The sequence below is a fragment of the Pseudomonas sp. rhizo66 genome (assembly GCF_031931925.1).
Lineage (GTDB): Bacteria > Pseudomonadota > Gammaproteobacteria > Pseudomonadales > Pseudomonadaceae > Aquipseudomonas.
The window spans coordinates 160345-185078 of the sequence record NZ_JAUJWZ010000011.1 but is presented as its reverse complement, the minus strand read 5'-3'; the positions used below and the strand labels follow the sequence as shown (position 1 = coordinate 185078).

Sequence of the window (24734 nt, the reverse complement as noted above, 5' to 3'; positions counted from 1 at the left end):
TTGTGCAGACCTGAGAGGTGTTGTGCCAGATGCACCGCTTTCGCGAGCAGGCTCGCTCCCACATTGGATTGGGGATGCCCACTGGTTTTGTGACTGGCACAAAACCCTGTGGGAGCGAGCCTGCTCGCGAAGCGTTCGACTCGGTCTGCAGTCAGCCGAGGGCAGTTTTCTCCAGGTGTTCAAGGATGATCGGATACACATCGACCACCGCATTCTTGCCGAACATGCAGTCGATATGGCCGTAGCCCGGCACCACCTGCCGGCTGTAGCGCTCCGGCCCGTTGACTTCGCACAAACGCTGGTAAGTCTTGAGGGTGCTTTCCGGCAGGTAACACTGGTTGTCGACGCCGCTGATAAAGCAGATCGGCATGGTCAGCCGATCAAAGTGCGGCATGTACACATCGTTGCCTTTGAAGTCCACCAGGTGCCCTTTGCGCACGATCAGCGCCAGGTGCTCGAAAGTCTCGATGTTCGACTCGCCGAACAGCTCGTGCAGGTTGTCGTGCAGGGTTTCGTTGAGGGTGTCGTGGCGATACAGCGACGCATACATGAAGGTGATGCGGTGGCACACCGGGTTGGTGCAATAACCCTGCGCCTCGATCCGCGCGTAGCCGTTGAGGGCCTTGTCGTAAAGTTTGTTGAACCAGTTTTCCTTGCTGTCGGCGTAAGCGGTCATCGACTTGATGCCGATCGCATCGAGCATGCCCGGCAGGTGCAATCCGGCCTTCAACCCTGTGGCAGTGGCGACCACGGTGTCAGCGGCAATCTGCGAGCAGACCACCGAACGCACGCCCTGCAATCCTGCGAGCAGCGACATAAAGAAGGTCGTTGCGCCGTAGCAATGCACCACGCACTGCACATCGCGGGCGTTGGTTTCCTGCTGAATCTGCGCGATGGCCGCCTTGAAGTCGTATCGGGCGATCTGGTCGCCGTTCCACTCCTTCTTGCTCGCCGGCAGCAGAATGCTCACGCGAAAATCAAGCAGCCAGACGTCGTAATCGTGCTTGCACAGGTACTCCAACAGGTTGGTCTGAATCGTGTCGGTAGAGAAGATATTCGAGCCCACGCCCAGGCCATGCACCAGCATCACCGGGCCTTTGCTGCCGGCCTGGTAACGGGTCAGGCGCAGTTCGACGCCATCCTCGGTAGGGAAGAAATGCACTGCCGGGGTTGGCGCATCCAAGGGCCGTTTCAACCGGGGCGGCGCGTCGGGATTGAAGTAGATATCCCCGGCAAACACCCCGCCGTAACTCTCCCAGAGGATCCCGGCGAAGAACTTGCCGAAACGCGCCAGGCCTTCAATGCGCTCGCGTTCGTTGCGCGCATTGAGCACTTTCATGGTGGTCATCTGTTTGGCGAAATCGGTCGGATGAATGTGCATCACCCCGGAGCCGATCACCTCGCCCGACTTGTCCGGCCCGCGATACAGCGTCACGTACAGCGTGCTGGTGTCGTGCCAGATATTCAGCACGCCGTTGTCTTCCGGCACGGTTTTGAAGGCGCTGAAGAAATAGTCGTTACCGTCCTCGGCGGTCAGTTTCATGTCGTATTTCATGTGGCGCGTATCGACCTGTTGCTCGAATTGCTCGAACAGGTTGAACACGCCATTGCTGGCGGTCAGCGGTTGTGGCGACAGTGCCGGAGCAATCACCGTGCCGACAATGGTTGCTGCGTGTTCCGGCTCCTTGATCATCCGGTTAAGGTCGTTGGCGGTGATGGTCAGGGTGAAGTCGATCGGCGAGTTGTCCGCCTCGCCGCGTTTGGCCGCCGCTTCGTAGACTTTCAGATCAGTGCTTTGCGCAGCGGTGAAAGCCCGGGAGAAATAGCCTTTCATGGTTTCGGTGAACTGCACGCCGAGGGTCGGTGGCGCCACCTGTTTGCGCGGCGCGGAAGGCAGCGTGTAGTCGATCTGCCAGCCTCGGTCGGCGGCGAGCAGGCCCATGTTGCGCTCACTCACAGCCGAGATGGTCAGCAGTGGATTAACCGCCAGCGACGTCGGAATCACCGCGCCATCGGTCACGTAGAGATTGGCGTAAACATCGGTGCCACTGGCGCCGCTGAACACCTGGCCCTTGTGATTGACCACGCCCTGCGCCGCGTCTTCGCCCATCACGCAACCGCCCAACGGATGCACCGAGACGATGCTGTGCTTGAGCAGTTTGGTCCAGATCGGGTTTTCCACCCAGACCCCGCCCAGCGCCTTGGTGCTCTGCTGCAAACGTTCGTTGCCGAGTTTGAAGTTCTCCTGCTCGCCAACGCCCGGCCAATCGATGCGCAATTGATCCTTGTTATCGAGGACCATCCGCCCCTGGCCGCTGTCGTGACTCATGATCAGGTAGGTCTGCATGTTGTGCAGTGCGCCGTAATACGGGCCGCGCAGAAAGCTTTCCGCTTCACGCGCCTTGTATTTGACCTTGCCGCTGAAGCTGTCATCCGTGGCCACGCCGATCATCTCGGCAAACCCGGCCATGGCCGGCACCATCGGCCGGCCGAGGGCGCCGGGGATCGAGCCTTCTTCAATGACCATACGGCTGCGCCAGTCACCTTCGGTACGCATGTCGATGACCGAGGTGATGCACGGGCCGACCGGGTGCAGTTCCTTGGCCGGGTGCGCACCGAAACCGATGCCGTTGATGGTTTGTTCGCAGTTGTGGCCGAAGCCGAGGATGTCGCCGTTGCCGCTCATGTTCTCACCGAGCTGGCCGGACATCACCACGCCTTTGTCACGCGTGCGCAGAAGAATTTCCGTGGAGCCGAGGGTGCCGGCGGAGACCACGACGATGTCGGCCTTCACAAACAAGGTAGGCGCGGAAAACTTCTCGCGACCGCTGTCCAGGTACTGGAAGTGCACGATCCAGCCCTCACCGTCGCGCTCCAGGTGCCGCACTTCGGCCTGGCAGAAAATCTCCGCGCCGTGGTTCCAGGCGTCTGGCAGGTAGTTCATCAGCGTGGTGTTCTTGGCCTTGTTGTTACAGCCCGACACGCAGTCGCCGCACTGGTTGCACGGCAGTTGCTCGACGCCGACATGGTTGAGGTTGTTTGGCAGTTTGTCGAAGGTCACGTTGATCGGCGGCTTGTAGAAATGCGCGCCTTGCTTGAGGTAATCCGCGGATTTCTTGTTGGCGTCGAGTTTCGGCAGGTCGGGTGCAGTGCTCGGGTAGGGATTGGGTTTGAGCATTTCCCGGGCGCGGGCATAACCGTCCTTGAGCAGCGTGTCGCGGTGTTCGCGCACCGCTTGCGGCCAGCGCGGATCGTCGAATACGCCGGGCTCCGGCTCCAGAGCAACGTTGGCATTGATCAGCGACGTGCCACCGAGGCCGCAACCGACCACGACGTTCTGCTGGGCATTCACATGCAAGTCGAACAGCCCGGTGCGTGAGCCGATATGGCCGTCCGGGTCATGCACCTGCAGTTCCTCGGTGGCGGCGATCATGGTGTTGGGGTATTCGCCGGGCTGGATTTCCCGACCGCGTTCGAGCAGGCACACACGTTTGCCGGCACGGGACAGGCGCGAGGCAGCAATGCCGCCGCCGTAGCCTGAACCGATAACGATCACATCGTAGTGTTCCTTGATCTCGCTGATGGGCGTTGCGATCCGTGTCATGAGGTGGTTCCTCTAATCAGGCAGATGGGGGCAACTCTGCGGTTGCCTGCAATCGATGGGCGAACGGGCACCTGGCCACCGGATCAAGTCCGGCGACAGCACAGCGGTCTGGCGGGTGTGGCGCGCTACAGGCGAGCGTGCTGATTGGCGGCGCGCCGGAGCGTGCGCTTGCGTGGCGAGGGCGGGGGGCGGTGCGGCTGACTATCCATCATGCGTTCTCCCAGAACCTGATGTGGATAACTGACGGCTGTCCTTGTGCCATTGCAGTGAAGACAGCGCAGGAATCGAAGTCAAGGCAACGCCTTAGAACTGTATGAAATGTGATCAATTGCCGTTTGGACTATGCCGGACGGGGCCTGTAGGGTTTGGCAAACAAGTTATCCACATAGCCACCCACAGCAAATGGGGGTAACTGTGGATGACTGGAAAAATAACTCGCTGATTTGTGAAGAAAAATCGTGACTTATCCAGAAAGACAGTTTGCTGGACGCATTGGTTGTTTTTTGATCATATCTCTGTAAGCCACGGTTTTCATAGCCTGTAGCGGATGGCAAACACGTTATCCACAGAAGCGCCAACAGAGATCGGGGGTAACTTTGTCTTGTCTGTGGAAAAGCGTTGGAGGTTGTGTGAAATCGGGGTTTGCGTGGGAATTAAGTGCGGAAACTGACGAATTGACTGTTTTTTGATCACCCTTTCGAAAGCCACGTTTTGTATGGGCTTCAGCGGATAGCGAACATCTTATCCACAGAAGCGCCAACAGAGATTGGGGGCAACTTATTCAGTTATCCAAGATAAAAAGCTCAGAAAATCCGTAACTTAGGCTGGTTGTTTTTTGATCGGAGAGCTGTAGGGCTTGATTGACGTGGGGTGCAGAGAGGGGCGAACACGTTATCCACAGATCCGCCAACAGGGATTGTGGGTAAACACTCCCCCTCACCCCAGCCCTCTCCCAAAGGGAGAGGGAGCCGACCGCATCGCCTGTTCAAACTCCACCGACCTGAACGAACATTGTGATCTCAGGCTTAGCCAGACCAAGGTCACCGCGCAATCGCAGGTCGATGTAATTAGCCAATACCACTCGGTCGGTCCCCTCTCCCTCTGGGAGAGGGCTAGGGTGAGGGGCTTTTCAGCGAACCACACCTTCTTCAATCAGCAACTTGAGAATCGCTTCAGCGCCAGCCTGTGCAGTAACACCCTTGAGCACCTGCCCCCCGCCCCCACTTGCCTTGGCCGTCGCGGCCTTCATCCGGTCTGCCCCGCTTTTGGCCTTGATCACTTTCAGGCGTTTGGGCCGTGGTTTGGCCGGTTGCAGGGTGCCGACCGCCAGGAGTTCGTCGTCGACAACTTCGATGTCTTCAGCCTGCAAGACCCCGCGTCGCGCCGGCCCGTAGGCGCTTTGCCGTGGCTTCGGCGCAGCGTTATCCACAGTCGCCAGAAACGGCAGTTTCACTTTCAACCGACGCCGCTGCCCGCGCGGCAACGCTTGCAGCACCAGTGCTGAACCGTCATTGATCGACTCGACCTGCGCCAGGCCCACCACCAACGGCCAGCCCAGACCTTCCGCCAGCAAAAACGGCAGCATCCCCGAACCTTCGCCGGTTTCCGCCTGGCTGCCGGTCAACACCACTTGCGCACCGGCATCACGCAGATACTCGGTCAACGCCGGCAGCGCATCGGCACCAGCCGGTTGCTCCAGCACATGCATCTGCTCAAGACCCATACCCAAATAGGCGCGCAATGCCGGCTCCGCGACATCCCCGGCATGCAGCACTTGCAGGTTATCCCCAGCCAGTTGCAAACCCAGTTCCACGGCGCGCGCATCCTGATCAGCACGGCGTGGCCGCCCGGAAGTCGGGTGAGCGCCGATGGAAACCAGACTGATAACTTTCGTGTTCATAGCGTTTCCTTAAGCCGCATCGCGCTTGGCTTCGTTGCGGTAAGCCGCGACCGCTTCGATCAACGCTTGCAGAATCTCTGCGCTCTCGCCAATCACCGAGAGATCGGCACGTTTGATCATGTCGCAACCTGGATCAAGGTTGATCGCCACGACCTTGTCGCAGGCACCGATGCCTTGCAGGTGCTGGATCGCTCCGGAGATACCCACAGCCACATACACCCGCGCGGTAACCCAGGTGCCGGACGCACCGACCTGACGATCACGGGCCATGAAGCCATCGTCCACCGCCACCCGCGACGCGCCTTCGGTAGCACCGAGTGCCGCCGCCGTTTCGTGGAACAACGCCCAATCCTTGACGCCGTTACCGCCGGAGAAGATGAATTCGGCTTCGGCCATTGGAATCGCCGCCGGGTCGACCGCAACAGCGCCGAGATCTTCGATCCGCGAAAGACTGCGCGCGACACTTGTGGATAACTCCACCGGCAATGCTTCGTGACGGGTTTCACTGACCGGCTCGGCGCATTCTGCCGCGGCCAGAATCAACCGTGCGACGGGACGGGCAAGGTCTTGCAGCCCAGCGCCAGCGCGGCCGATGCACTCCTGATCCTTGACCTGCCAGACCCGCGTCGCCGGGCGCTCGCCCAGTGCCGCGGCAAAGCGCCGACCGAGTTCACCGCCACCACTGCGACTGTCAGGCAGCAGCCAGTGGCGCGGATTGAACTGGTTATCCACAGCGCGCAGACCTTGCACTCGCTGCTCCGGTGCATAACCGCTGAACTGTTCGCCTTCCAGCACCAGCAAGCGATCCACGCCTGCGGTCGCGAAGGCGTTTTCCTTATGCTCGCCAAAGACCACCGCCAACACTGCGCCGTCATTACCGGCGAGCTGATGAGCGAGGCCAAGCAAGTCACGATCGTGGCTGCTCAAGCGACCGCCAACCATGTCCGGCACTACGCTGATATAGAAAGCCGGGGCCGGCACCTGATGCAGCGGCAGTTGCACCTCAACCGTCGCCGAGCGTTTGACCGCCCCGCCCTGTTGCGCGCCGCTGCGGTCGATACGCTTGATGCCGTTGGGGCCGATAAAACCGATCCCATGCAGATTCTTGCGAATGACGCCGTTAGGCCCCATCCAGCTGTGTTGCGCCGGTTGCATCGCCGCGTGCAGCGGGTGCAGGCGGTTACGCGCAATCCATTCGGCGCGCGGGTCGCGGCGGATAATGTCGCTCATCAGTGGGCCTCCGCAGGTTCACGTTTGGCCGGGGTGGCAGGCTTGTTCGGCGCGGCGTCTTCGAGCAGTGCGTCGGCCACCAGTTCGGCGATGTCCTTGATCAGCGGACGCGGTTCGACCACGCCTTCGAGCATCGCCGTGCACTGTGGACAACCCACGGCCACCAGTTCGGCGCCGGTCTCGCGGATGTCTTCCATGCGCATATCAGGAATCCGCTGCTTGCCCGGAATGTCAGTGATTGGCGCCCCACCACCGCCGCCGCAGCAGCGCGAGCGGTAGCCGGAACGTTGCATCTCTTTGACTTCGATACCGAGCGCACGCAGTACTTCACGCGGCGCTTCGTACTCGCCGTTGTAGCGGCCGAGGTAGCACGGATCGTGATAGGTCACGCTGTTGCCTTTGTGCTGCCCGAGGTTGAGCGCGCCGGCCTGAATGATTTCCGCCATGTAGGTGCTGTGGTGCTGCACCAGATAGTTGCCATCGAACGCGCCGTACTCGTTTTTCAGCACATGGAAGCTATGCGGATCGCAGGTGACGATGCGGTTGAAGCTGTATTTGGCCAGGGTCTGGATGTTGCGTTTGGCGAGCAACTGGAAGGTCGCTTCATCGCCGAGACGCCGTGCGACATCGCCGCTGTCTCGCTCTTCAAGGCCGAGTACGGCGAAGTCGATTTTTGCCGCTTTCAGCACTTTCACGAACGCGCGCAAGGTGCGCTGGTTGCGCATGTCGAAGGCACCGTCGCCGACCCAGAACAACACGTCGGTGGATTTTTTCTCGCTGAGCAGATTGAGGTTCAGGTCTGCCGCCCAGTTCATCCGCCCGCCCGGGGCGAAACCGCCGGGGTTGTCGGTAGCGATGAGGTTTTCCAGGACTTCAGCGCCCTTGTTCGGCGTCGCGCCTTTTTCCAGAGTGAGGTGACGGCGCATGTCGACGATGGCGTCGACGTGCTCGATCATCATCGGGCATTCCTCGACGCAGGCGCGGCAAGTGGTGCATGACCACAGGGTTTCGGCATCGACCAGACCGTTGACGATCGGTTGATGCGGATTGCCGCTGTGTTCGCCCACTGGTTTGCCGGGATACGGGCTGCCGGCGAATTTTGCATCGGTGCCGCCAGCCAGGCCGACGACCATGTCCTGAATCAGTTTCTTCGGGTTCAGCGGCTGACCGGCAGCGAACGCCGGGCACGCGGCTTCGCACTTGCCGCACTGCACGCAGGCGTCGAAACCGAGCAACTGGTTCCAGGTGAAGTCCTTGGGTTTTTCCACGCCCAGTGGCGCGCTCGGGTCGTTCAGATCCAGCGGTTTCAAACCGGTGGAACGGCCGCCGCCAAAGCGTTCGGCGCGACGGTGCCAGGCCAGATGCAGGGCACCGGCGAAGGCGTGCTTCATCGGCCCGCCCCAGGTCATGCCGAAGAACAATTCCGACACGCCCCACAGCACGCCGACTCCCAAGATGGCCGCGAGCAGCCAGCCACCGAAGTTCTCCGGAAGAATCCCGGCCACCGGCAAGGTCAGCAGAAAGAACGACGCCGAGAACGCCAGCAGGCTTTTCGGCAGGCGCATCCACGGGCCTTTCGACAACCGTGCCGGCGGATTGCGCCGACGCAGGTAAACGAAAATCGCACCGACAAACATCACTGCCGTCATCAGCAGCAAGGCGTAACCGAGGATGCGGTTATGCAGGCCGAAACCGTGCACCAGCAGCGCCAGCACAATCGACGCCACCGCACCGCCGGCCGTGGCCACGTGGGTGTTGGCGATGTATTTGTCCCGCGCCACGACATGGTGCAAATCGACCATATAGCGCTTGGGCATGGCGAACAGGCCGCCGATCAGATCGACCTTCGAGGCCCGGCCCCGACGCCACATCGCTACCCGCCGCAACGCGCCAAGGACACCAAGGCCCAAGGCTGCGAACAACAGGATTGGAAGAAGGGTGTTCAACATGGTGAAGCTCCCACCAGTACAACCTGGAGAAACACGATCCGCTTTACTGTGGGAGCGAGCCTGCTCGCGAAAGCGGTGAATCAGTCAGCTCATCTTTCACTGACAGATTGCATTCGCGAGCAGGCTCGCTCCCACAGGGTTTGGTGCAAGTCCTTAGAAATCCTTGCAGAGCCGCAGGGCGTCGTAGATGGCGGCGTGTGTGTTGCGCTGCGCCACGCAGTCGCCGATGCGGAACAGCAAGTAGCCGTCGCCGGTGGTGCTCAGCGAAGGTTGCGGCTGGATCGCGAACAACGCTTCGACGTCGATCTGGCCCTTGTTACGCGAACCTTCTTTGAGCGCGTAGTAGATTTCCTCATCCGGACGCACACCGTTTTCCACCACCACCTGATCGACCACCCGCTCCTCTTTGGCGCCGGTGTATTCGTTCTCCAGCACCGCGACCAGTTTGTCGCCTTCGCGGTAGACCTTCTCGAGCATCATGTCGCCGGTCATGATCACTTCTTTCGGGTACATGCTGCGGTAGTAGGTCGGGAACGACGTACCGCCGATGGCCACACCCGGTTTGATGTCGTCGGTGACGATCTCGACCTGGCTGCCCTTGTCGGCGAGGAAGTCGGCAACCGACATCCCGGTGAACTCGCAAATGGTGTCGTAGACCAGCACGTTCTTGCCCGGCGCAACCTTGCCGTCGAGCACGTCCCAGCTGCTGACTACCAGTCCTTCGGCGGCGCCCCAGTGCTCGTTTTGCTCCAGGTACGGATGCCCGCCGACCGCCAGCACCACCACGTCCGGACGCAAGTCCATGATGGTCTCGGCATCGGCCGCCGTGCCCAGACGCAGATCGACTTTCAGCCGCGCCAGTTCCAGCTGGAACCAGCGGGTGATGCCGGCGATCTGGTCACGCTGCGGCGCTTTCGATGCGGTGGTGATCTGGCCGCCGATGAATTCCTTCTTCTCGAACAGGGTCACATCGTGGCCGCGTTCGGCGGCCACGCGTGCCGCTTCCATACCGGCCGGGCCGGCACCGACGATCACAACCTTGCGTTTCGGTCCGGTGGATTTCTCGATGATGTGCGGCACGCCCATGTATTCACGGGACGTCGCGGCGTTCTGGATGCACAACACGTCGAGGCCTTGATACTGGCGGTCGATGCAATAGTTGGCACCGACACACTGTTTGATCTGGTCGATCTGGCCCATCTTGATCTTGGCGATCAGGTGCGGGTCGGCGATGTGCGCGCGGGTCATGCCAACCATGTCGACGTAACCGCCTTCAAGGATGCGCGTAGCCTGGTTCGGGTCCTTGATGTTCTGTGCGTGCAGCACCGGCACCTTGACCACTTCCTTGATCCCGGCGGCCAGATGCAGGAACGGCTCCGGTGGATAACTCATGTTCGGAATCACGTTGGCCAGGGTGTTGTGAGTGTCACAACCCGAGCCGACAACACCGATGAAATCGAGCATGCCGGTGTCGTCGTAATACTTGGCGATCTGCTTCATGTCCTCGTGGGACAAGCCGTCCGGGTGGAACTCGTCACCGCACAGACGCATGCCCACGCAGAAGTCGTCACCGACCTCGGCGCGCACGGCTTTCAACACTTCCAGCCCGAACTTCATCCGGCCTTCGAAGGTGCCGCCCCATTCGTCGGTACGCTTGTTGACGCGCGGGCTCCAGAACTGGTCGATCATGTGTTGGTGCACAGCTGACAGCTCAACGCCGTCGAGGCCACCGGCCTTGGCCCGGCGCGCGGCCTGGGCGTAGTTGCCGATCACCCGCCAGATTTCTTCCGGTTCGATGGTTTTGCAGGTGGCGCGGTGCACCGGCTCACGGATACCCGACGGCGACATCAGGGTCGGCCAGTTGAAGCCGTCCCAGCGCGAGCGCCGGCCCATGTGGGTAATCTGAATCATGATCTTGGCGCCATGCTTGTGCATGGCGTCGGCCAGATTCTGGAAATGCGGAATGATCCGGTCGGTCGACAAGTTGACCGAGCTCCACCACTCCTGCGGGCTGTCGATGGCGACCACAGAGGAGCCGCCGCAAATCGCCAGGCCGATGCCGCCCTTGGCTTTCTCTTCGTAATACTTGACGTAGCGCTCGGTGGTCATGCCGCCGTCCGTTGCGTAGACCTCGGCGTGCGCGGTGCTGAGCACGCGGTTGCGGATGGTCAGTTTGCCGATCTGGATCGGCTGGAACATTGCTTCGAAAGCCATGGCGGGTTCCTCGACTTACAACGGCTTGACGGTGAACAGGCCGTCGTCGTGGCCTTCTTCGGAGCCACCGTAGACTTGCTCGGCGACAGTGCGAATCTTGCTGCCGCGAGCCTCAAGAATCTGATCCATGGCCCCGGCAAACCAGCCGGTGAACATGTAGTCGACCTTGCGCCCAACCTTGCCGTACACATAGACGAATGCCGAGTGTTCGAGCTTGACGCTGGCGGTGCCTTTGTCGAGGTCGATGTCCTGGATCTTGAACAGGCCCCAGCCGCGTTGCGACAGGCGCTTCATGTAGTGCTCGAACACCGCGACGCCTTCCAGGCCGTGGCATTCAGCTTCTTTTTCACACCAGTGCCAGGCGGATTTGTAGCCGGCCTTGTAGAGGATCTCGGCGTAGGCGTCAGCGCCCAGAACCTCTTCGATGCCCATGTGGTTGTTGACGAAGAAGTGACGCGGCACGTACAGCATCGGCAGGGCGTCGGAGGTCCAGACACCGGTTTCGCTGTCGACTTCGATTGGCAATTGCGGGGCGATCTTGGCCATGGAAACTTAACTCCAGAAAAATAGTGGATTCAGTGATGACCGCTGCCCTCACCCCAGCCCTCTCCCACAGGAGAGGGGGCAGATCGGCGGCGGTCTTGAGTCAGCGTTACTCGCCCCAGACGTCCTTGAGGACGTTGACCCAGTTCTCGCCCATGATCTTGCGTACCACGCGCTCGGAATGGCCGCGCTTGAGCAGGGTTTCGGTCAGGTTCGGGAACTCGCCGACGGTGCGGATGCCCAGCGGGTTGATGATCTTGCCGAAGCTGGTCAGACGGCGGGCGTAGCCCTTGTCGTGGGTCAGGTATTCGAAGAAGTCCTGACCGTGACCCTGGGTGAAGTCGGTGCCGATGCCGATGGCGTCTTCGCCGACGATGTTCATGGTGTATTCGATGGCTTCGGCGTAGTCGTCGATGGTCGAATCGATACCCTTGGCGAGGAACGGCGCGAACATGGTCACGCCGACAAAACCGCCGTGGTCGGCAATGAACTTCAGCTCTTCATCAGACTTGTTGCGCGGGTGCTCTTTGAGACCCGACGGCAGGCAGTGGGAATAACAGACCGGTTTTTTCGATTCGAGGATGACTTCTTCCGAGGTCTTGGAACCGACGTGGGACAGGTCGCACATGACGCCGACGCGGTTCATCTCGGCGACGATCTCGCGACCGAAGCCCGACAGGCCACCGTCACGCTCGTAGCAACCGGTGCCGACCAGGTTCTGGGTGTTGTAGCACATCTGCACGATGCCGACGCCGAGCTGCTTGAACACCTCGACGTAGCCGATCTGGTCTTCAAACGCGTGGGCATTCTGGAAGCCGAAGAGGATGCCGGTCTTGCCTTGCTCTTTGGCGCGGCGGATGTCGGCGGTGGTGCGCACCGGCATCACCAGATCGCTGTTTTCGCGGATCAGCTTCTGGCTGGCAGCAATATTGTTCACGGTCGCCTGAAAGCCTTCCCACACCGACACAGTGCAGTTGGCCGCCGTCAGACCGCCCTTGCGCATGTCTTCAAACAGCTCGCGGTTCCATTTGGCAATGATCAGACCGTCGATAACGATGCTGTCGGCGTGTAATTCGGCTGGGCTCATCAGGCGTCCCCTTATTGGCGATTCATGCGCCGAATCGTCTGCCGGCGCTTTGGGGCCAGCATATGCCTCGGTGCAGGGGCGACCGGGTGCAAAAACGACAGGGGAATTGCCGAAAGCGTCAATCCGCGACAAAGGGTCGCCAGACGCTCCGATCAGCTACCTGTTCAAGCCCGTCAGCTTGAGCCAGAATCTGGCGCATCTTGGGATACACCACTGGATTAGAGCGGCGACAACAATGAAATCGATCTTCCTGGCTTTGGCACTGATGGCAACCGGCGTACACGCCGCCGAAGAGTCCGACAACAACCCGTGCGACGCGGTGGAAAACGACGTCCAGACCCTGGAATGCTCGACCTACAGCCGCACTACTGCCGAAGACCTGCTCAAGGACAACTACGCCAGCCTGACCGAACGCATGCAGACCGCGTACGGCAAGAACCCGACGCAACTGGCTGATATCACCGCCAAACTCAAAACCGCCCAGCAACAGTGGTTGAAGACGCGGGATGCGGATTGTGCGGTTGAGGCATTCCCGGCTACGGCGGGGAGCAAGGCTTTTACCATTGCGCAGAATGACTGCGTGGCACGGATGAGTGATGAACGGTCGGAGTTTTTGGAGTCTATTGGGCAGGAATAGTCCTCAAAATTTTGAAGGAAAATTGGCACTGCTTTCTGCAATTGCCTCGTGAATCTCTTCTTCTTACGGCACATGCCGACTTCGCCTACACCTATTGCGTGAAAGCTCCGATCTACGGGCCTTTCACGCAATATGCTGACAACAGTTCTTGATTGGCCACCTTAAAAATATAAGCAAAGATTCGCGAATCTTATAAAAGACTTATATTCTTCCATGAACAGCATCCACTGGACACGAAAGGCCGTTAAGCAACTCTTGAAATTGCACTCTGCGCATCAGGTACAGGTTCGAGATGCCGTTACGGCGCTTGCCGACATGCCTGATGTGGGCAATGTCAAAGCATTGATTGGCCATGACTACGCCTACCGCCTGCGTGTCGGCAATTATCGAGTCATGTTCAACTGGGATGGCGCAATCAAAGTGGTCAGTATTCAAGAGGTCAAAAAACGCGATGAACGCACCTACTGACATCCAAATCATTAATGACGCCGAGGGCAAACCAGCCTTTGTGGTCATTCCATACGCACAATATGTCGCGCAGAAAATGCAGCCCGATCTGATCCCGCATGAGGTGGTCGGTCGAATGGTCGACGGAGCGACACCGATCCGTGCCTGGCGCGAACACCTCAACCTGACTCAGGAAGAAGTCGCCAAACGCATGGGTATTTCGCAACCGGCGTTTGCTCAACAGGAAACGGTGTCCAAGCCACGTAAAGCGACACGCGAGAAAATTGCGTCGGCGTTCGGCATCACCGCCAATCAGCTTGAGCTGTAAGCTGCCCTCTTCACTTCAAGGAATTCCCCATGAACATCTGCGGCATCGAAATCAAAGGCAGCGAAGCGATCATCGCCGTGGCCGCTCTCGACGGTTCGACCCTGAGCCACATTCCCCTCGCCACCAAGAAGATCGCCCTCGAAGACGATGACGAAGCGGCCAACGTGAAGCTGTTCGCGGCGCAGGTGGCGTCGTTTGTGCGGGAGAATTCGGTTGACCGGATTGCGATCAAGAAGCGCAGCAAGAAGGGTGAGTTTGCCGGCGGGCCGACCACTTTCAAAATTGAGGGGGTGTTTCAGTTGCTCGATGGGTGTGAGGTGACGTTGTTGTCGCCGCAGACGATCAATGCGCAGGCCAAGAAGCATAATTTCGAGCTGCCGGGGACACTGAACAAGTATCAACATGAGGCGTACAAGGCGGCGTGTTCGGCGTTGGTGAAGAAGTAACCAACAGCAAGATCAAAAGATCGCAGCCTTCGGCAGCTCCTACATTGGAATGCATTTCCCTGTAGGAGCTGCCGAAGGCTGCGATCTTTTGATTTCAGGCCTGGGCAGTACGCCGGTCTTCGCGCGGGCAGCGGGCGAAGCGTGCCCGGTAGCTGCGGGTGAAGTACGACGGTGATTCAAAGCCGCAGGCAATGCTCACTTCAAGCACGCTCATGTCGGTCTGGCGCAACAACTGCCGGGCCTTTTCCAGCCTTAACCGCAGATAGAAATTGCTCGGCGTATCGTTCAAATGCAGCCGGAACAGGCGCTCCAGTTGCCGCCGCGTCACCTTGATCGATTCCGCCAGTTGCAGCGTGGTCAGCGGTGGTTCGCTGTGCTGTTCCATCTCGCCAATCACCTGCACCAGTTTCTTGTTGTTGATCCCGTAACGCGTGGCGACTTCCATGCGCTGGTGGTCTTTACGCGGACGAATGCGCCCCAGCACGAATTGTTCGCTGACCTGAATCGCCAGTTGCGGGCCATGGGCCTGGGCGATCAGATCGAGCATTAAATCGATGGAGGCCGTGCCGCCCGCTGAAGTGATGCGCCGGCGGTCGATCTCGAACAGCTCCTGGGTCACGCTGAGCTGTGGATAAGATTCCTTGAATGCGTCGATGGCTTCCCAGTGCAGGGTCAGGCGATGACCGTCAAGCAGGCCCGCTTCAGCGAGGACAAAGCTGCCGGTGTCGATGGCGCCGAGAGTCACGCCTTCGTTATCCAGCCGCCGCAACCAGTGTTCAAGGGTTGGCGTGGCGAACTTCAGCGGCTCAAACCCGGCCACCACCAGCAGCGTCGCGCCTTTCTTCAACGGCTCCAGTGCCGCATCGGCGTTGACCGACATGCCATTGCTCGCCAGCACCGCCCCGCCATCGGCGCTCAACACATGCCAACGATACAACTCGCCACGAAAGCGGTTGGCCACGCGCAGCGGTTCGATCGCAGAAATAAAGCCGATGGCGGAGAACCCCGGCATCAGCAAAAAGTAGAAGTCCTGGGACATGGGCGCACTCGATTCGCGGGTAACGAGAGGGAGGGGAGCGTGGGATGTTGATACGCCGATTGTCGTCGGCGTTCAAGCGCACAGGTCGCTACAGTGCAAATGCCAGTCGCCGCAGTGCGCTTTTACGGGGGCATAGCTGCGTAACTTGGCATCACCGGCGCATCAGACGCCGGGAACCACAATAAACGACCTGCCGAGGAACCCGACATGAAACGACTGATCAGCAGCTGTGTTCTTGCACTCAGCGGTACCGCTTTCTTGAGCGCCAGCGTCATGGCGGCCGAACCCGCCTCGTGCCAGAACGTGCGCATGGGCGTGGTCAACTGGACCGACGTGATCGCCACCAGTGCCATGACCCAGGTCCTGCTCGACGGCCTCGGCTACAACACCAAACAAACCAGCGCGTCCCAGCAGATCATCTTCGCCGGGATCCGCGATCAGCGCCTGGACCTGTTCCTCGGTTACTGGAACCCGCTGATGACCCAGACCATCACCCCGTTCGTCGACGCCAACCAGGTCAAGGTGCTTGATGCGCCGAGCCTGAAAGACGCCCGCGCCACCCTCGCCGTGCCGACTTACCTGGCGGACAAAGGCCTGAAAACCTTCGCCGACATCGCCAGGTTCGAAAAAGAGCTGGGCGGCAAGATCTACGGCATCGAACCCGGTTCCGGCGCCAACACCCAGATCAAGGCGATGATCGCCAAGAACCAGTTCGGCCTCGGCAAATTCCAGCTGGTCGAATCCAGCGAAGCCGGGATGCTCGCCGCCGTCGACCGCGCCGTGCGCCGCAAAGAGGCCGTGGTGTTCTTCGGCTGGGCGCCGCACCCGATGAACGTCAACGTGCAGATGACGTATCTGACCGGCAGCGACGACGCCCTCGGCCCGAACGAAGGCATGGCCACCGTGTGGACCGTCACTGCGCCGAAGTACGCCGAGCAGTGCCCGAACATTGGCCGTCTGTTGACCAACCTGACGTTCACCGCCGAAGACGAGAGCCGGATGATGCAACCGCTGCTCGACCACAAGGACGCCTTCGAATCGGCCAGGCAGTGGCTCAAGGATCACCCTGAAGACAAGCAGCGCTGGCTCGCAGGTGTGACCACGTTCGATGGCAAACCGGCCGCTGAAAACCTTCAACTGACCAGCAAATAACTCTCGATTGAAAAGCCCTCTCCCAGATGGGAGGGGCGCCTGACCGACGCTTCGCAGCCCGAAAAGGGCTGCGGACAGACCCATCACGCCTGAAGGAAACCGCACCATGAACCACGACGTCATCATCACCTGCGCACTCACCGGTGCTGGCGACACGACCGCCAAGAGCCCCCACGTGCCGGTCACTCCGAAACAGATCGCCGCTGCCGCCGTCGAAGCGGCCAAGGCCGGCGCCACCGTGGTGCACTGCCATGTGCGTGACCCGCATACCGGCAAGTTCAGCCGCGACGTGGCGCTGTACCGCGAAGTGATGGAGCGCATTCGCGAGGCCGACGTCGACATCATCGTCAACCTCACCGCCGGCATGGGCGGCGACCTGGAGATCGGCGCTGGCGAGAACCCGATGGAGTTCGGCCCGAACACCGATCTGGTAGGCCCGCTGACCCGCCTCGCCCACGTTGAGGAGTTGCTGCCGGAAATCTGCACCCTCGATTGCGGCACGCTGAACTTCGGCGACGGCGACACCATTTATGTCTCGACGCCAGCGCAACTGCGTGCCGGCGCCAAGCGTATTACCGAGCTGGGCGTGAAGGCCGAGCTGGAGATTTTCGACACCGGTCACCTGTGGTTCGCCAAGCAGATGATCAAGGAAGGCCTGCTCGATAACCCGCTGTTCCAGCTGTGCCTGGGCATCCCGTGGGGCGCGCCGGCAGATACCACCACCATGAAAGCCATGGTCGACAACCTGCCCGCCGATGCGGTGTGGGCCGGGTTTGGCATTGGCCGCATGCAGATGCCGATGGCCGCGCAAGCGGTGTTGCTCGGCGGCAACGTGCGGGTCGGGCTGGAAGACAACCTGTGGCTGGACAAAGGCGTGCTGGCGACCAACGGCCAATTGGTCGAACGCGCCACCGAAATCCTCAGCCGCCTCGGCGCCCGGGTGCTGACCCCGGCGGAAGGTCGCAAGAAAATGGGCCTGACCCAGCGCGGTTAAACGAGCACTCATTTCCCCCTGTAGGAGCTGCCGAAGGCTGCGATCTTTTGACTTTGATTTTTAGAAGCAAGATCAAAAGATCGCAGCCTTCGGCAGCTCCTACGGGGATCAACTTACTCGGGAAAATTCCTATGAGCTTTATCACCGAAATCAAAACCTTCGCCGCGCTGGGCAGCGGTGTCATCGGCAGCGGCTGGGTCGCGCGCGCCCTCGCCCATGGCCTCGACGTGGTGGCCTGGGACCCGGCGCCCGGCGCTGAAGCGGCGCTGCGCAAACGCGTGGCCAATGCCTGGGGCGCGCTGGAGAAAAATGGCCTGGCACCGGGGGCTTCCCAGGATCGCCTGCATTTTGTCGCGACCATCGAGGAATGCGTGCGCGATGCCGACTTCATTCAGGAAAGCGCCCCGGAACGTCTGGAACTGAAACTCGAGCTGCACAGCAAAATCAGCGCCGCCGCGAAGCCAGATGCCTTGATCGGATCGAGCACTTCCGGCCTGTTGCCGAGCGAGTTCTACGAGAGTTCGACGCACCCGGAACGTTGCGTGGTTGGCCATCCGTTCAACCCGGTTTACCTGTTGCCGCTGGTGGAAGTCGTGGGCGGCAAGAACACCGCGCCCGAGGCTGTGCAAGCCGCGATGAAAGTCTACGAATCCCTCGGCATGCGTCCGCTGCACGTGCGCAAGGAAGTGCCCGGTTTCATCGCTGACCGTTTGCTTGAAGCGCTGTGGCGCGAGGCGTTGCATCTGGTCAACGATGGCGTGGCGACCACGGGCGAAATCGACGATGCGATCCGCTTTGGCGCTGGTTTGCGCTGGTCGTTCATGGGCACCTTCCTGACGTATACCCTGGCCGGGGGTGATGCCGGCATGCGCCACTTCATGTCGCAATTCGGCCCGGCGTTGCAGTTGCCGTGGACGTACTTGCCGGCACCGGAACTGACTGACAAGTTGATTGATGACGTGGTCGATGGCACCAGTGATCAGCTCGGCCGCCACAGCATTTCGGCGCTGGAACGCTATCGTGATGATTGTTTGCTGGCGGTGCTTGAGGCGGTGAAGACCACCAAGGAAAAGCATGGGATGGCGTTCAGCGAGTGATGTGTCTGGCATGACATCGCTGCCCTCACCCTAGCCCTCTCCCGGGGGGAGAGGGGACTGACCGAGGTGTTTTTGCGAGCCACGCCGATTTGCACTACTGAGTCGAACTCAAGACTTGAAAGACTTGAAGATCTGCTCCCTTTCCCCCTCGCCCCCCTTGGGGGAGAGGGCTGGGGTGAGGGGGTAGCTCTTGATCTTAGCGACCCGCCAACTGCCGGAACCCAAACCATGCCCCACCTCACCACCTACCAAACCAGAATCATCGCCGACTGGGTCGACTACAACGGCCACCTGCGCGACGCCTTCTACCTGCTGATTTTCAGCTACGCCACCGACGCCCTGATGGACCGTCTCGGCATGGAAAGCAGCCACCGCGAAGCCAGCGGTAATTCGCTGTTCACCCTGGAACTGCACCTCAACTACCTGCACGAAGTGAAGCTCGACACTGAAGTCGAAGTGCGCACGCAAATCATCGCCCACGACAGTAAACGCCTGCACCTCTATCACAGCCTGCACAAGGTCGGTGAGGAACAGGAACTGGCCGGCAACGAACAGATGCTGTTGCACGTCGACCTCGCCGGCCCACGCTCGGCACCGTTCAGCGCGGACACCTTGAGCTGCCTGCAAAGCATCGTCGCCGAGCAGCAAGACCTGCCCGCTCCCGCTTACATCGGCCGCGTTATCGCGCTGCCACCCGCCAGGTAATCCATCGATCTATAGGAACCCGCCATGCACACCGCTGCCGTTGTTGCCGATTTCCGTACTTATCCGTTGATCAGCGCGCTCGGTGGCGTGCAGACCCTGGCGGATCGCGTTGCCATCGAATGGGCTGACGGTCGCATCAGCCCGTTTCACCATGTCTGGTTGCGGGATAACTGCCCGTGCCCGCAGTGCGTCTACAACGTCACCCGCGAGCAGGTGTTCGAGATTGTCGATGCCGCTGAAGACCTCAAGCCTGCCGCCGCCCATATCGATACCGACGGCTGCCTGCGCATCGACTGGCAGGACGGCCACCTCAGCCGCTTCGATCCGGGCTGGTTGCGCGCTCATGCCTATGACGATGAATCACGCGCCGAACGCTTGGCCGGCAAACCCAAGTCTTATCTGTGGCGCAACGATCTGCAGTTGCCGGTATTCGAATACGCGGCACTGATGAACGACAACGCCGCGCTGCTGCAATGGCTGCTCGCCGTACGCGACATCGGCCTGACGCAAGTGCGCGGTGTGCCCACTGAATCCGGTTCGTTGAAACTCATCGCGCAACGCATTTCCTTTATTCGCGAAAGCAACTTCGGTGTGCTGTTCAACGTGCAATCCAAAGCCGATGCCGACAGCAACGCCTACACCGCTTTCAACTTGCCGTTGCACACCGATCTGCCCACCCGCGAGCTGCAACCGGGGCTGCAATTTCTGCACTGTCTGGTGAATGACGCCGAGGGCGGCGAAAGCATTTTTATCGATGGTTTTGCGATTGCCGATGCGCTGCGCAGTGAAGACCCGGCATCGTTTCAGGCCCTGTGTGAAATCTCCGTAGAGTTTCTCAACAAGGATCGCCATAGCGACTATCGCTGCCTGGCGCCGATCATTGCCTTGGATGCCTTGGGTCGCGTGACCGAGATTCGCATGGCGAACTTTCTGCGCGGGGCGTTTGATACCTCGGTGGAACAAATGCCACGGTTGTACCGGGCGTATCGGCGCTTTATCGCGATGACCCGCGAACCACGGTTTCGGCTGATGCAAAGGCTCAATCCGGGGGAGCTGTGGTGCTTTGATAACCGCCGCACGTTGCATGCGCGCAATGCGTTTGACCCGGCCACCGGGGCGCGGCATTTTCAGGGCTGCTACATCGACCGGGATGAGTTGTTGTCGCGGATTCTGGTATTACAGCGCTAGACCATTCAAAGCAAAAAGATCGCAGCCTTCGGCAGCTCCTACATTGGAATGCGTTTTCCTGTAGGAGCTGCCGAAGGCTGCGATCTTTTGCCTTTCACAAAATGAAAAAAGCCCCGATACAAGCCGTGACAGGATCGGGGCAGAGGGTACTGTTGAGGAGCTGCCAAGCGAGGGTGACCAAACCTTCGTGTTGCAAGCTGAGTTCAGTGTGCCGACTCCCCTCGCCGCTGAGTTAGCCGAAAACGACCTGTTCATAGCCGTCGCAGCCACTGCGACAAATCGCCCTTGCCGTGCCCCCGCATGGCTACCAGAATCGAGCCACGACCTCCGTTATTGAAGAAGGATGCGCGTCATGATGTATGCCGATTTGATCGATCAGGAAGATTTGCTGGGCCAGCTCAAGGCGTTGGGATTTCAAGTGCCGAGCGGTTCAACGGCCGAGCAGGCTTGCGAGCATGCCGTGCGCGGCCTGGATAATGTTCGTGCGTTTGAATTGCGCAAAATGGTCAAGGACATGTACACCAGCGGCGCCAGTATCCAGCCGGCGGTGCGTCAGGCGATCGACAAACAATTACTGCCGGCATTGGCGGACTATCAGCAAAGCCATAGCGCCTGACAGCAGATCAAAAGATCGCAGCCTTCGGCAGCTCCTACATTGGAACGCATATCCCTGTAGGAGCTGCCGCAGGCTGCGATCTTTTGCCTTACAGCCTTACGCTGGCAAACGTCGACTCATTGCGCGCCTGACTCAACGCCGACATCGGCCCCGACAGCGGCGACATCACGATCGCCTGCGGCAGCGGCAGCATCGCCACTTGCTGGGTGGTGTTGGAACCTACGCGCTCGTCACGCGGCGGAATGCCGAAGTATTCGCGGTAGCACTTGGAGAAGTGCGGTGTCGAGACGAAACCACACACCGACGCCACTTCGATGATCGACATCGGCGTTTGCTTGAGCAACTGCCGGGCGCGGATCAAACGCAGCTTCAAGTAGTAACGCGACGGCGAGCAGTGCAGGTATTTCTGGAACAGCCGCTCCAGCTGTCGACGCGACACGGCGACGTACACCGCCAGTTCGTCAAGGTCGATCGGCTCTTCAAGGTTGGCTTCCATCAGCGCCACGATTTCCTGCAGTTTCGGCTGGTTGGTGCCGAGCATGTGCTTGAGCGGCACACGCTGGTGATCCTGCTCGTTGCGGATGCGTTCGTAGACAAACATCTCCGAGATCGCGGCGGACAGTTCACGGCCGTGATCGCGGCTGATCAGGTGCAGCATCATGTCCAGTGGCGCGGTGCCGCCGGAGCTGGTGAAACGGTTACGGTCGAGGGTGAACAGGCGTGTGCTCATGGCCACGCGCGGGAAAGCTTCCTGCATCGCCGCCAGACATTCCCAGTGCACGCTGCAATCGAAACCGTCGAGCAGGCCGGCGCAGGCCAGAGCCCAACTGCCGGTGCACACCGCGCCAAGACGCTTGGACTGGCGCGCCTGGCTTTGCAACCAGGAAACGTGTTCACGGGTCACGGTGCGCTGAATGCCGATACCACCGCAGACAATCACGGTGTCCAGCGGTGGCGCTTTGTGCATGGAGGCGTCTGGCGTGATTTGCAGACCGTCACTGGCCCACACCTGGCCGCCATCGACGGTGAGGGTGCTCCAGCGATACAGCTCGCGACCGGACAATTGGTTGGCCATGCGCAGCGGTTCTACTGCGGACGCCAGAGAAATCAGCGTGAAATTGTCCAGCAGCAGAAAGCCGATGGATTGAGGCGCACGGTTCTGGGGTTGGGCCCCGGAGTTGAACGACGTCATCGCGGTATCTCCTCACACAAAGCGGGTGATGGCCTCAGGCGGAGGCTCTTGTTATTGCCAGCGTTCTCGCGTGGGAGACGGGCTTTGTTATGACAGAGCAATTGCCATGCCTAAAGTTGGATGGCCGTTCAATAACTCCTGAAAACGACGTCGCGACGTGTCTACACGAACGGTCCGACCAGGGGAGTTTCGAAGTGCCATCAGCGGCGGTGAAAGCCCTGCTCCGGCAGGTGTGAGCAGATCGGTAGCACTTGTGGGAACTGGCCTGCGCACGATTGTCGGACAGTGTCACCGCAGGCACGGGTGACGGACGGTAGGGGGTGCTGAGCGCCTGTAACAGCTGGGAAAGACTCTTATCTGTTTGCGACGCGCTAAAAGGTGGCGTGATTTATTGTCCGTGTTCACTTAGCGCGCAGTTTTGACTGGTCTGGCCTCATCGCTGGCAAGTCGAATCGTCGCACCGCAGCTCCCACAGGGATTTTCAGTGTGATCAAGATATCGGTATCACCAAAGAACCTGTGGGAGCTGGCTTGCCAGCGATAGCGGCGACGCGGTCTCAGCACTCAACAGCGCTGACCGCCAAGCCACCGCGCGAAGTCTCTTTATATTTGTCATGCATGTCGGCGCCGGTATCGCGCATGGTGCGGATCACCCGATCCAGCGAGATAAAGTGCTGACCATCGCCACGCAATGCCATCTGCGCCGCGTTGATCGCCTTCACCGCGGCAATCGCATTACGCTCGATGCACGGCACCTGCACCAGGCCACCGACCGGATCGCAGGTCAGCCCGAGGTTATGCTCCAGTCCAATCTCCGCCGCGTTGCACAATTGCTCCGGCGTGGCGCCAAGAATCTCCGCCAGCCCTGCCGCCGCCATGGCGCACGCCGAGCCGACCTCACCCTGACAACCCACTTCGGCGCCCGAGATCGAAGCATTCTTTTTGCACAGAATGCCCACCGCCGCTGCACCGAGGAAGTAATCGACCACGTTGGCGTCCGTCACCGCCTCGCTGAACTTCATGAAGTAGTGCAACACCGCCGGAATGATCCCTGCGGCACCATTGGTCGGCGCCGTGACCATCCGTCCGCCCGCCGCATTTTCTTCATTAACCGCCAGGGCGAACAGGTTGACCCACTCCATCGCGCTCAGCGTCGAGCCGATCACGTTGGGCTTGTTCAATTCCTGAAGACTGCGATGCAACTTCGCCGCGCGCCGACGCACATTCAATCCACCAGGCAGGATGCCTTCGTGCTTGAGGCCCTGCTCGACGCAATCCTGCATGGCCCGCCACAGTTTCATCAGCCCGGCGCGGATTTCTTCCTCGCTGCGCCAGACCTTTTCGTTGGCCATCATCAATTCGGCGACACGCAGATTGTTGCGTTTGCACAGTTCCAGCAACTCGACCGCGCTGGAAAAGTCGTAGGGCAATTCAGTGCGATCCAGATCGACCACTCCGCTGGAGGCCTGCGCCTGATCCACCACAAAACCGCCACCCACCGAATAGTAGGTGTCGCGATGCAGTTCGCCGTGATCGCCCTCGGCAACAATCGTCATGGCATTGGGGTGGAACGGCAGGTTCTCATCAATGAGGCGCATGTCCCGTGCCCAGACAAACGGCACCGACAGACGACCATCCAATAGCAGGGTATGCGTTTCGCGCAGCGCCTGAATGCGGGGACCGATCTGCGACGGGTCGATTGCGTCCGGCCACTCGCCCATCAAACCCATGATCACCGCGTTGTCGCTGCCGTGACCAATGCCCGTGGCCGACAGCGATCCGAACAATTGCACTTCTATACGGCGCACCTGTTCCAACTGGTGCTTGTCCCGTAGCGACTCGACGAACAACGCCGCGGCGCGCATCGGCCCGACGGTGTGGGAACTGGAAGGGCCGATGCCGATTTTGAACAGGTCGAAAACGCTGATAGCCATTGCTGCAGAGCTCCTGAGGATGCCGGTCCGGGGCGTGAAGCGCCCGCTGGCGGAGCTGCTACGCTCAAGCTGCGTTCCGCCGGAATGCCCGCATCATCAGGCTTTTGTCGGAGCGCACGGCGTCTGACACCGACGCACTCATGTCCACCAGCGCCGCGCCGTTTTTGCCCCGGTTTTTCGCCGTTTTTGTGCGGTTCAGATGGCCATTCGGGGCTGAAAAAAGCTGTAAACGACGTCACTGACACTGGATGCGACCATCCCTGTACTGGATACGACCCCCCCTGTAGGCGTCAGATTTTCACTGGTACATGATCGTTATGACTCGATTGCAAGGCGCCGTGACAGAGCTGTCTCCAGAACGCCATCCAACCGCAACCTATAAGTGCGGTGGTCCACAGTCGGAACACTGCCAAAAAAAACACCAAGGAGTCCA

At 60.2% G+C, this 24734-nt stretch carries 19 protein-coding genes and 1 pseudogene; 10 read left to right on the top strand and 10 right to left on the bottom strand.

The features are described 5' to 3' along the window. Positions 1-151: 151 nt before the first annotated feature. The 7 genes from QZR14_RS15285 to QZR14_RS15255 all read right to left on the bottom strand — a co-directional run bounded on the left by QZR14_RS15285 (position 152) and on the right by QZR14_RS15255 (position 12527). Positions 152-3604 carry a GMC oxidoreductase gene (locus tag QZR14_RS15285; RefSeq protein ID WP_311997009.1) on the bottom strand — a complete coding sequence of 1151 codons (3453 nt, stop codon included), beginning with the start codon at positions 3602-3604 and terminating at the stop codon, positions 152-154. Positions 3605-4733: 1129 nt separating this feature from the next. Next, positions 4734-5504, bottom strand: a complete 771-nt coding sequence (gene etfB, locus QZR14_RS15280; protein WP_311997008.1) for an electron transfer flavoprotein subunit beta — start codon at positions 5502-5504, stop codon at positions 4734-4736. A 9-nt stretch (positions 5505-5513) separates the two neighbouring features. After that, positions 5514-6734 (bottom strand): electron transfer flavoprotein subunit alpha, encoded by a 1221-nt coding sequence (gene etfA, locus QZR14_RS15275; protein WP_250605872.1) that lies wholly within the window; start codon positions 6732-6734, stop codon positions 5514-5516. Beyond that, on the bottom strand, positions 6734-8683 hold the full coding sequence (dgcB, locus tag QZR14_RS15270; RefSeq protein WP_311997007.1) for a dimethylglycine demethylation protein DgcB: 1950 nt from the start codon (positions 8681-8683) through the stop codon (positions 6734-6736). Before dgcB ends, etfA begins: the two co-directional genes overlap by 1 nt. 153 nt (positions 8684-8836) lie before the next feature. Further along, on the bottom strand, positions 8837-10897 hold the full coding sequence (gene dgcA / locus QZR14_RS15265; protein WP_311997006.1) for a dimethylglycine demethylation protein DgcA: 2061 nt from the start codon (positions 10895-10897) through the stop codon (positions 8837-8839). Between the two features lie 15 nt (positions 10898-10912). Beyond that, positions 10913-11443 carry a DUF5943 domain-containing protein gene (locus QZR14_RS15260; protein WP_005792152.1) on the bottom strand — a complete coding sequence of 177 codons (531 nt, stop codon included), beginning with the start codon at positions 11441-11443 and terminating at the stop codon, positions 10913-10915. A gap of 106 nt (positions 11444-11549) precedes the next feature. Then, positions 11550-12527, bottom strand: a complete 978-nt coding sequence (locus QZR14_RS15255; RefSeq protein WP_027610650.1) for a dipeptidase — start codon at positions 12525-12527, stop codon at positions 11550-11552. 235 nt (positions 12528-12762) lie between these two features. Here QZR14_RS15255 and QZR14_RS15250 point away from each other — a divergent pair, with 235 nt between their 5' ends. The 4 genes from QZR14_RS15250 to QZR14_RS15235 all read left to right on the top strand — a co-directional run bounded on the left by QZR14_RS15250 (position 12763) and on the right by QZR14_RS15235 (position 14385). Further along, complete coding sequence (locus tag QZR14_RS15250; protein WP_150749962.1) at positions 12763-13164, top strand: lysozyme inhibitor LprI family protein; 402 nt, start codon at positions 12763-12765, stop codon at positions 13162-13164. Positions 13165-13377: 213 nt separating this feature from the next. Then, on the top strand, positions 13378-13632 hold the full coding sequence (locus tag QZR14_RS15245) for a type II toxin-antitoxin system RelE family toxin (protein ID WP_311997005.1): 255 nt from the start codon (positions 13378-13380) through the stop codon (positions 13630-13632). After that, positions 13616-13939 (top strand): helix-turn-helix domain-containing protein, encoded by a 324-nt coding sequence (locus tag QZR14_RS15240; protein WP_311997004.1) that lies wholly within the window; start codon positions 13616-13618, stop codon positions 13937-13939. The genes QZR14_RS15245 and QZR14_RS15240 overlap by 17 nt, the downstream gene beginning before the upstream one ends. A gap of 29 nt (positions 13940-13968) precedes the next feature. Further along, positions 13969-14385, top strand: coding sequence for a DUF3010 family protein (locus tag QZR14_RS15235; protein ID WP_250605870.1), 417 nt, complete (start codon positions 13969-13971; stop codon positions 14383-14385). A gap of 39 nt (positions 14386-14424) precedes the next feature. On the opposite strand, the pseudogene QZR14_RS15230 reads toward QZR14_RS15235, so the two are convergent. Then, positions 14425-15424 (bottom strand): annotated as a pseudogene (locus QZR14_RS15230) (GlxA family transcriptional regulator). A gap of 207 nt (positions 15425-15631) precedes the next feature. Between QZR14_RS15230 and QZR14_RS15225 the strand changes: the two are divergent. From QZR14_RS15225 to QZR14_RS15200, 6 genes are all read left to right on the top strand, one after another. Next, on the top strand, positions 15632-16576 hold the full coding sequence (locus QZR14_RS15225) for a choline ABC transporter substrate-binding protein (RefSeq protein ID WP_311997003.1): 945 nt from the start codon (positions 15632-15634) through the stop codon (positions 16574-16576). 106 nt (positions 16577-16682) lie between these two features. Next, on the top strand, positions 16683-17570 hold the full coding sequence (locus tag QZR14_RS15220; RefSeq protein WP_311997002.1) for a 3-keto-5-aminohexanoate cleavage protein: 888 nt from the start codon (positions 16683-16685) through the stop codon (positions 17568-17570). Positions 17571-17701: 131 nt separating this feature from the next. Then, entirely contained in the window at positions 17702-18667 is a 966-nt protein-coding gene (locus QZR14_RS15215) for an L-carnitine dehydrogenase (protein ID WP_311997001.1), read from the top strand. A 228-nt stretch (positions 18668-18895) separates the two neighbouring features. Next, positions 18896-19372, top strand: a complete 477-nt coding sequence (locus QZR14_RS15210; protein WP_311997000.1) for a thioesterase family protein — start codon at positions 18896-18898, stop codon at positions 19370-19372. Positions 19373-19396: 24 nt separating this feature from the next. Continuing rightward, on the top strand, positions 19397-20560 hold the full coding sequence (locus QZR14_RS15205) for a gamma-butyrobetaine dioxygenase (protein ID WP_311996999.1): 1164 nt from the start codon (positions 19397-19399) through the stop codon (positions 20558-20560). Between the two features lie 352 nt (positions 20561-20912). Continuing rightward, complete coding sequence (locus QZR14_RS15200; RefSeq protein WP_250605865.1) at positions 20913-21176, top strand: hypothetical protein; 264 nt, start codon at positions 20913-20915, stop codon at positions 21174-21176. A gap of 88 nt (positions 21177-21264) precedes the next feature. Here the strand turns inward: QZR14_RS15200 and QZR14_RS15195 are convergent, their stop codons facing one another. Together QZR14_RS15195 and QZR14_RS15190 are read right to left on the bottom strand one after the other, a co-directional pair. Further along, positions 21265-22368 carry a GlxA family transcriptional regulator gene (locus tag QZR14_RS15195; protein WP_007949927.1) on the bottom strand — a complete coding sequence of 368 codons (1104 nt, stop codon included), beginning with the start codon at positions 22366-22368 and terminating at the stop codon, positions 21265-21267. A 556-nt stretch (positions 22369-22924) separates the two neighbouring features. After that, positions 22925-24301: an L-serine ammonia-lyase gene (locus QZR14_RS15190; protein WP_250605864.1), complete on the bottom strand. Its 1377-nt coding sequence runs from the start codon at positions 24299-24301 to the stop codon at positions 22925-22927. Positions 24302-24734: the final 433 nt, after the last annotated feature.

What these genes read in the sequence shown, in the direction of transcription:
- QZR14_RS15250 (WP_150749962.1), top strand. Translation starts at nt 12,763, where the DNA reads ATGAAATCGATCTTCCTGGCTTTGGCACTGATGGCAACCGGCGTACAC.
- etfA (WP_250605872.1), bottom strand. Translation starts at nt 6,734, where the DNA reads ATGAGCGACATTATCCGCCGCGACCCGCGCGCCGAATGGATTGCGCGT.
- QZR14_RS15200 (WP_250605865.1), top strand. Translation starts at nt 20,913, where the DNA reads ATGATGTATGCCGATTTGATCGATCAGGAAGATTTGCTGGGCCAGCTC.
- QZR14_RS15245 (WP_311997005.1), top strand. Translation starts at nt 13,378, where the DNA reads ATGAACAGCATCCACTGGACACGAAAGGCCGTTAAGCAACTCTTGAAA.
- QZR14_RS15215 (WP_311997001.1), top strand. Translation starts at nt 17,702, where the DNA reads ATGAGCTTTATCACCGAAATCAAAACCTTCGCCGCGCTGGGCAGCGGT.
- dgcB (WP_311997007.1), bottom strand. Translation starts at nt 8,683, where the DNA reads ATGTTGAACACCCTTCTTCCAATCCTGTTGTTCGCAGCCTTGGGCCTT.
- QZR14_RS15205 (WP_311996999.1), top strand. Translation starts at nt 19,397, where the DNA reads ATGCACACCGCTGCCGTTGTTGCCGATTTCCGTACTTATCCGTTGATC.
- QZR14_RS15195 (WP_007949927.1), bottom strand. Translation starts at nt 22,368, where the DNA reads ATGACGTCGTTCAACTCCGGGGCCCAACCCCAGAACCGTGCGCCTCAA.
- QZR14_RS15260 (WP_005792152.1), bottom strand. Translation starts at nt 11,443, where the DNA reads ATGGCCAAGATCGCCCCGCAATTGCCAATCGAAGTCGACAGCGAAACC.
- dgcA (WP_311997006.1), bottom strand. Translation starts at nt 10,897, where the DNA reads ATGGCTTTCGAAGCAATGTTCCAGCCGATCCAGATCGGCAAACTGACC.
- QZR14_RS15190 (WP_250605864.1), bottom strand. Translation starts at nt 24,301, where the DNA reads ATGGCTATCAGCGTTTTCGACCTGTTCAAAATCGGCATCGGCCCTTCC.
- QZR14_RS15220 (WP_311997002.1), top strand. Translation starts at nt 16,683, where the DNA reads ATGAACCACGACGTCATCATCACCTGCGCACTCACCGGTGCTGGCGAC.
- etfB (WP_311997008.1), bottom strand. Translation starts at nt 5,504, where the DNA reads ATGAACACGAAAGTTATCAGTCTGGTTTCCATCGGCGCTCACCCGACT.
- QZR14_RS15225 (WP_311997003.1), top strand. Translation starts at nt 15,632, where the DNA reads ATGAAACGACTGATCAGCAGCTGTGTTCTTGCACTCAGCGGTACCGCT.
- QZR14_RS15255 (WP_027610650.1), bottom strand. Translation starts at nt 12,527, where the DNA reads ATGAGCCCAGCCGAATTACACGCCGACAGCATCGTTATCGACGGTCTG.
- QZR14_RS15210 (WP_311997000.1), top strand. Translation starts at nt 18,896, where the DNA reads ATGCCCCACCTCACCACCTACCAAACCAGAATCATCGCCGACTGGGTC.
- QZR14_RS15240 (WP_311997004.1), top strand. Translation starts at nt 13,616, where the DNA reads ATGAACGCACCTACTGACATCCAAATCATTAATGACGCCGAGGGCAAA.
- QZR14_RS15285 (WP_311997009.1), bottom strand. Translation starts at nt 3,604, where the DNA reads ATGACACGGATCGCAACGCCCATCAGCGAGATCAAGGAACACTACGAT.
- QZR14_RS15235 (WP_250605870.1), top strand. Translation starts at nt 13,969, where the DNA reads ATGAACATCTGCGGCATCGAAATCAAAGGCAGCGAAGCGATCATCGCC.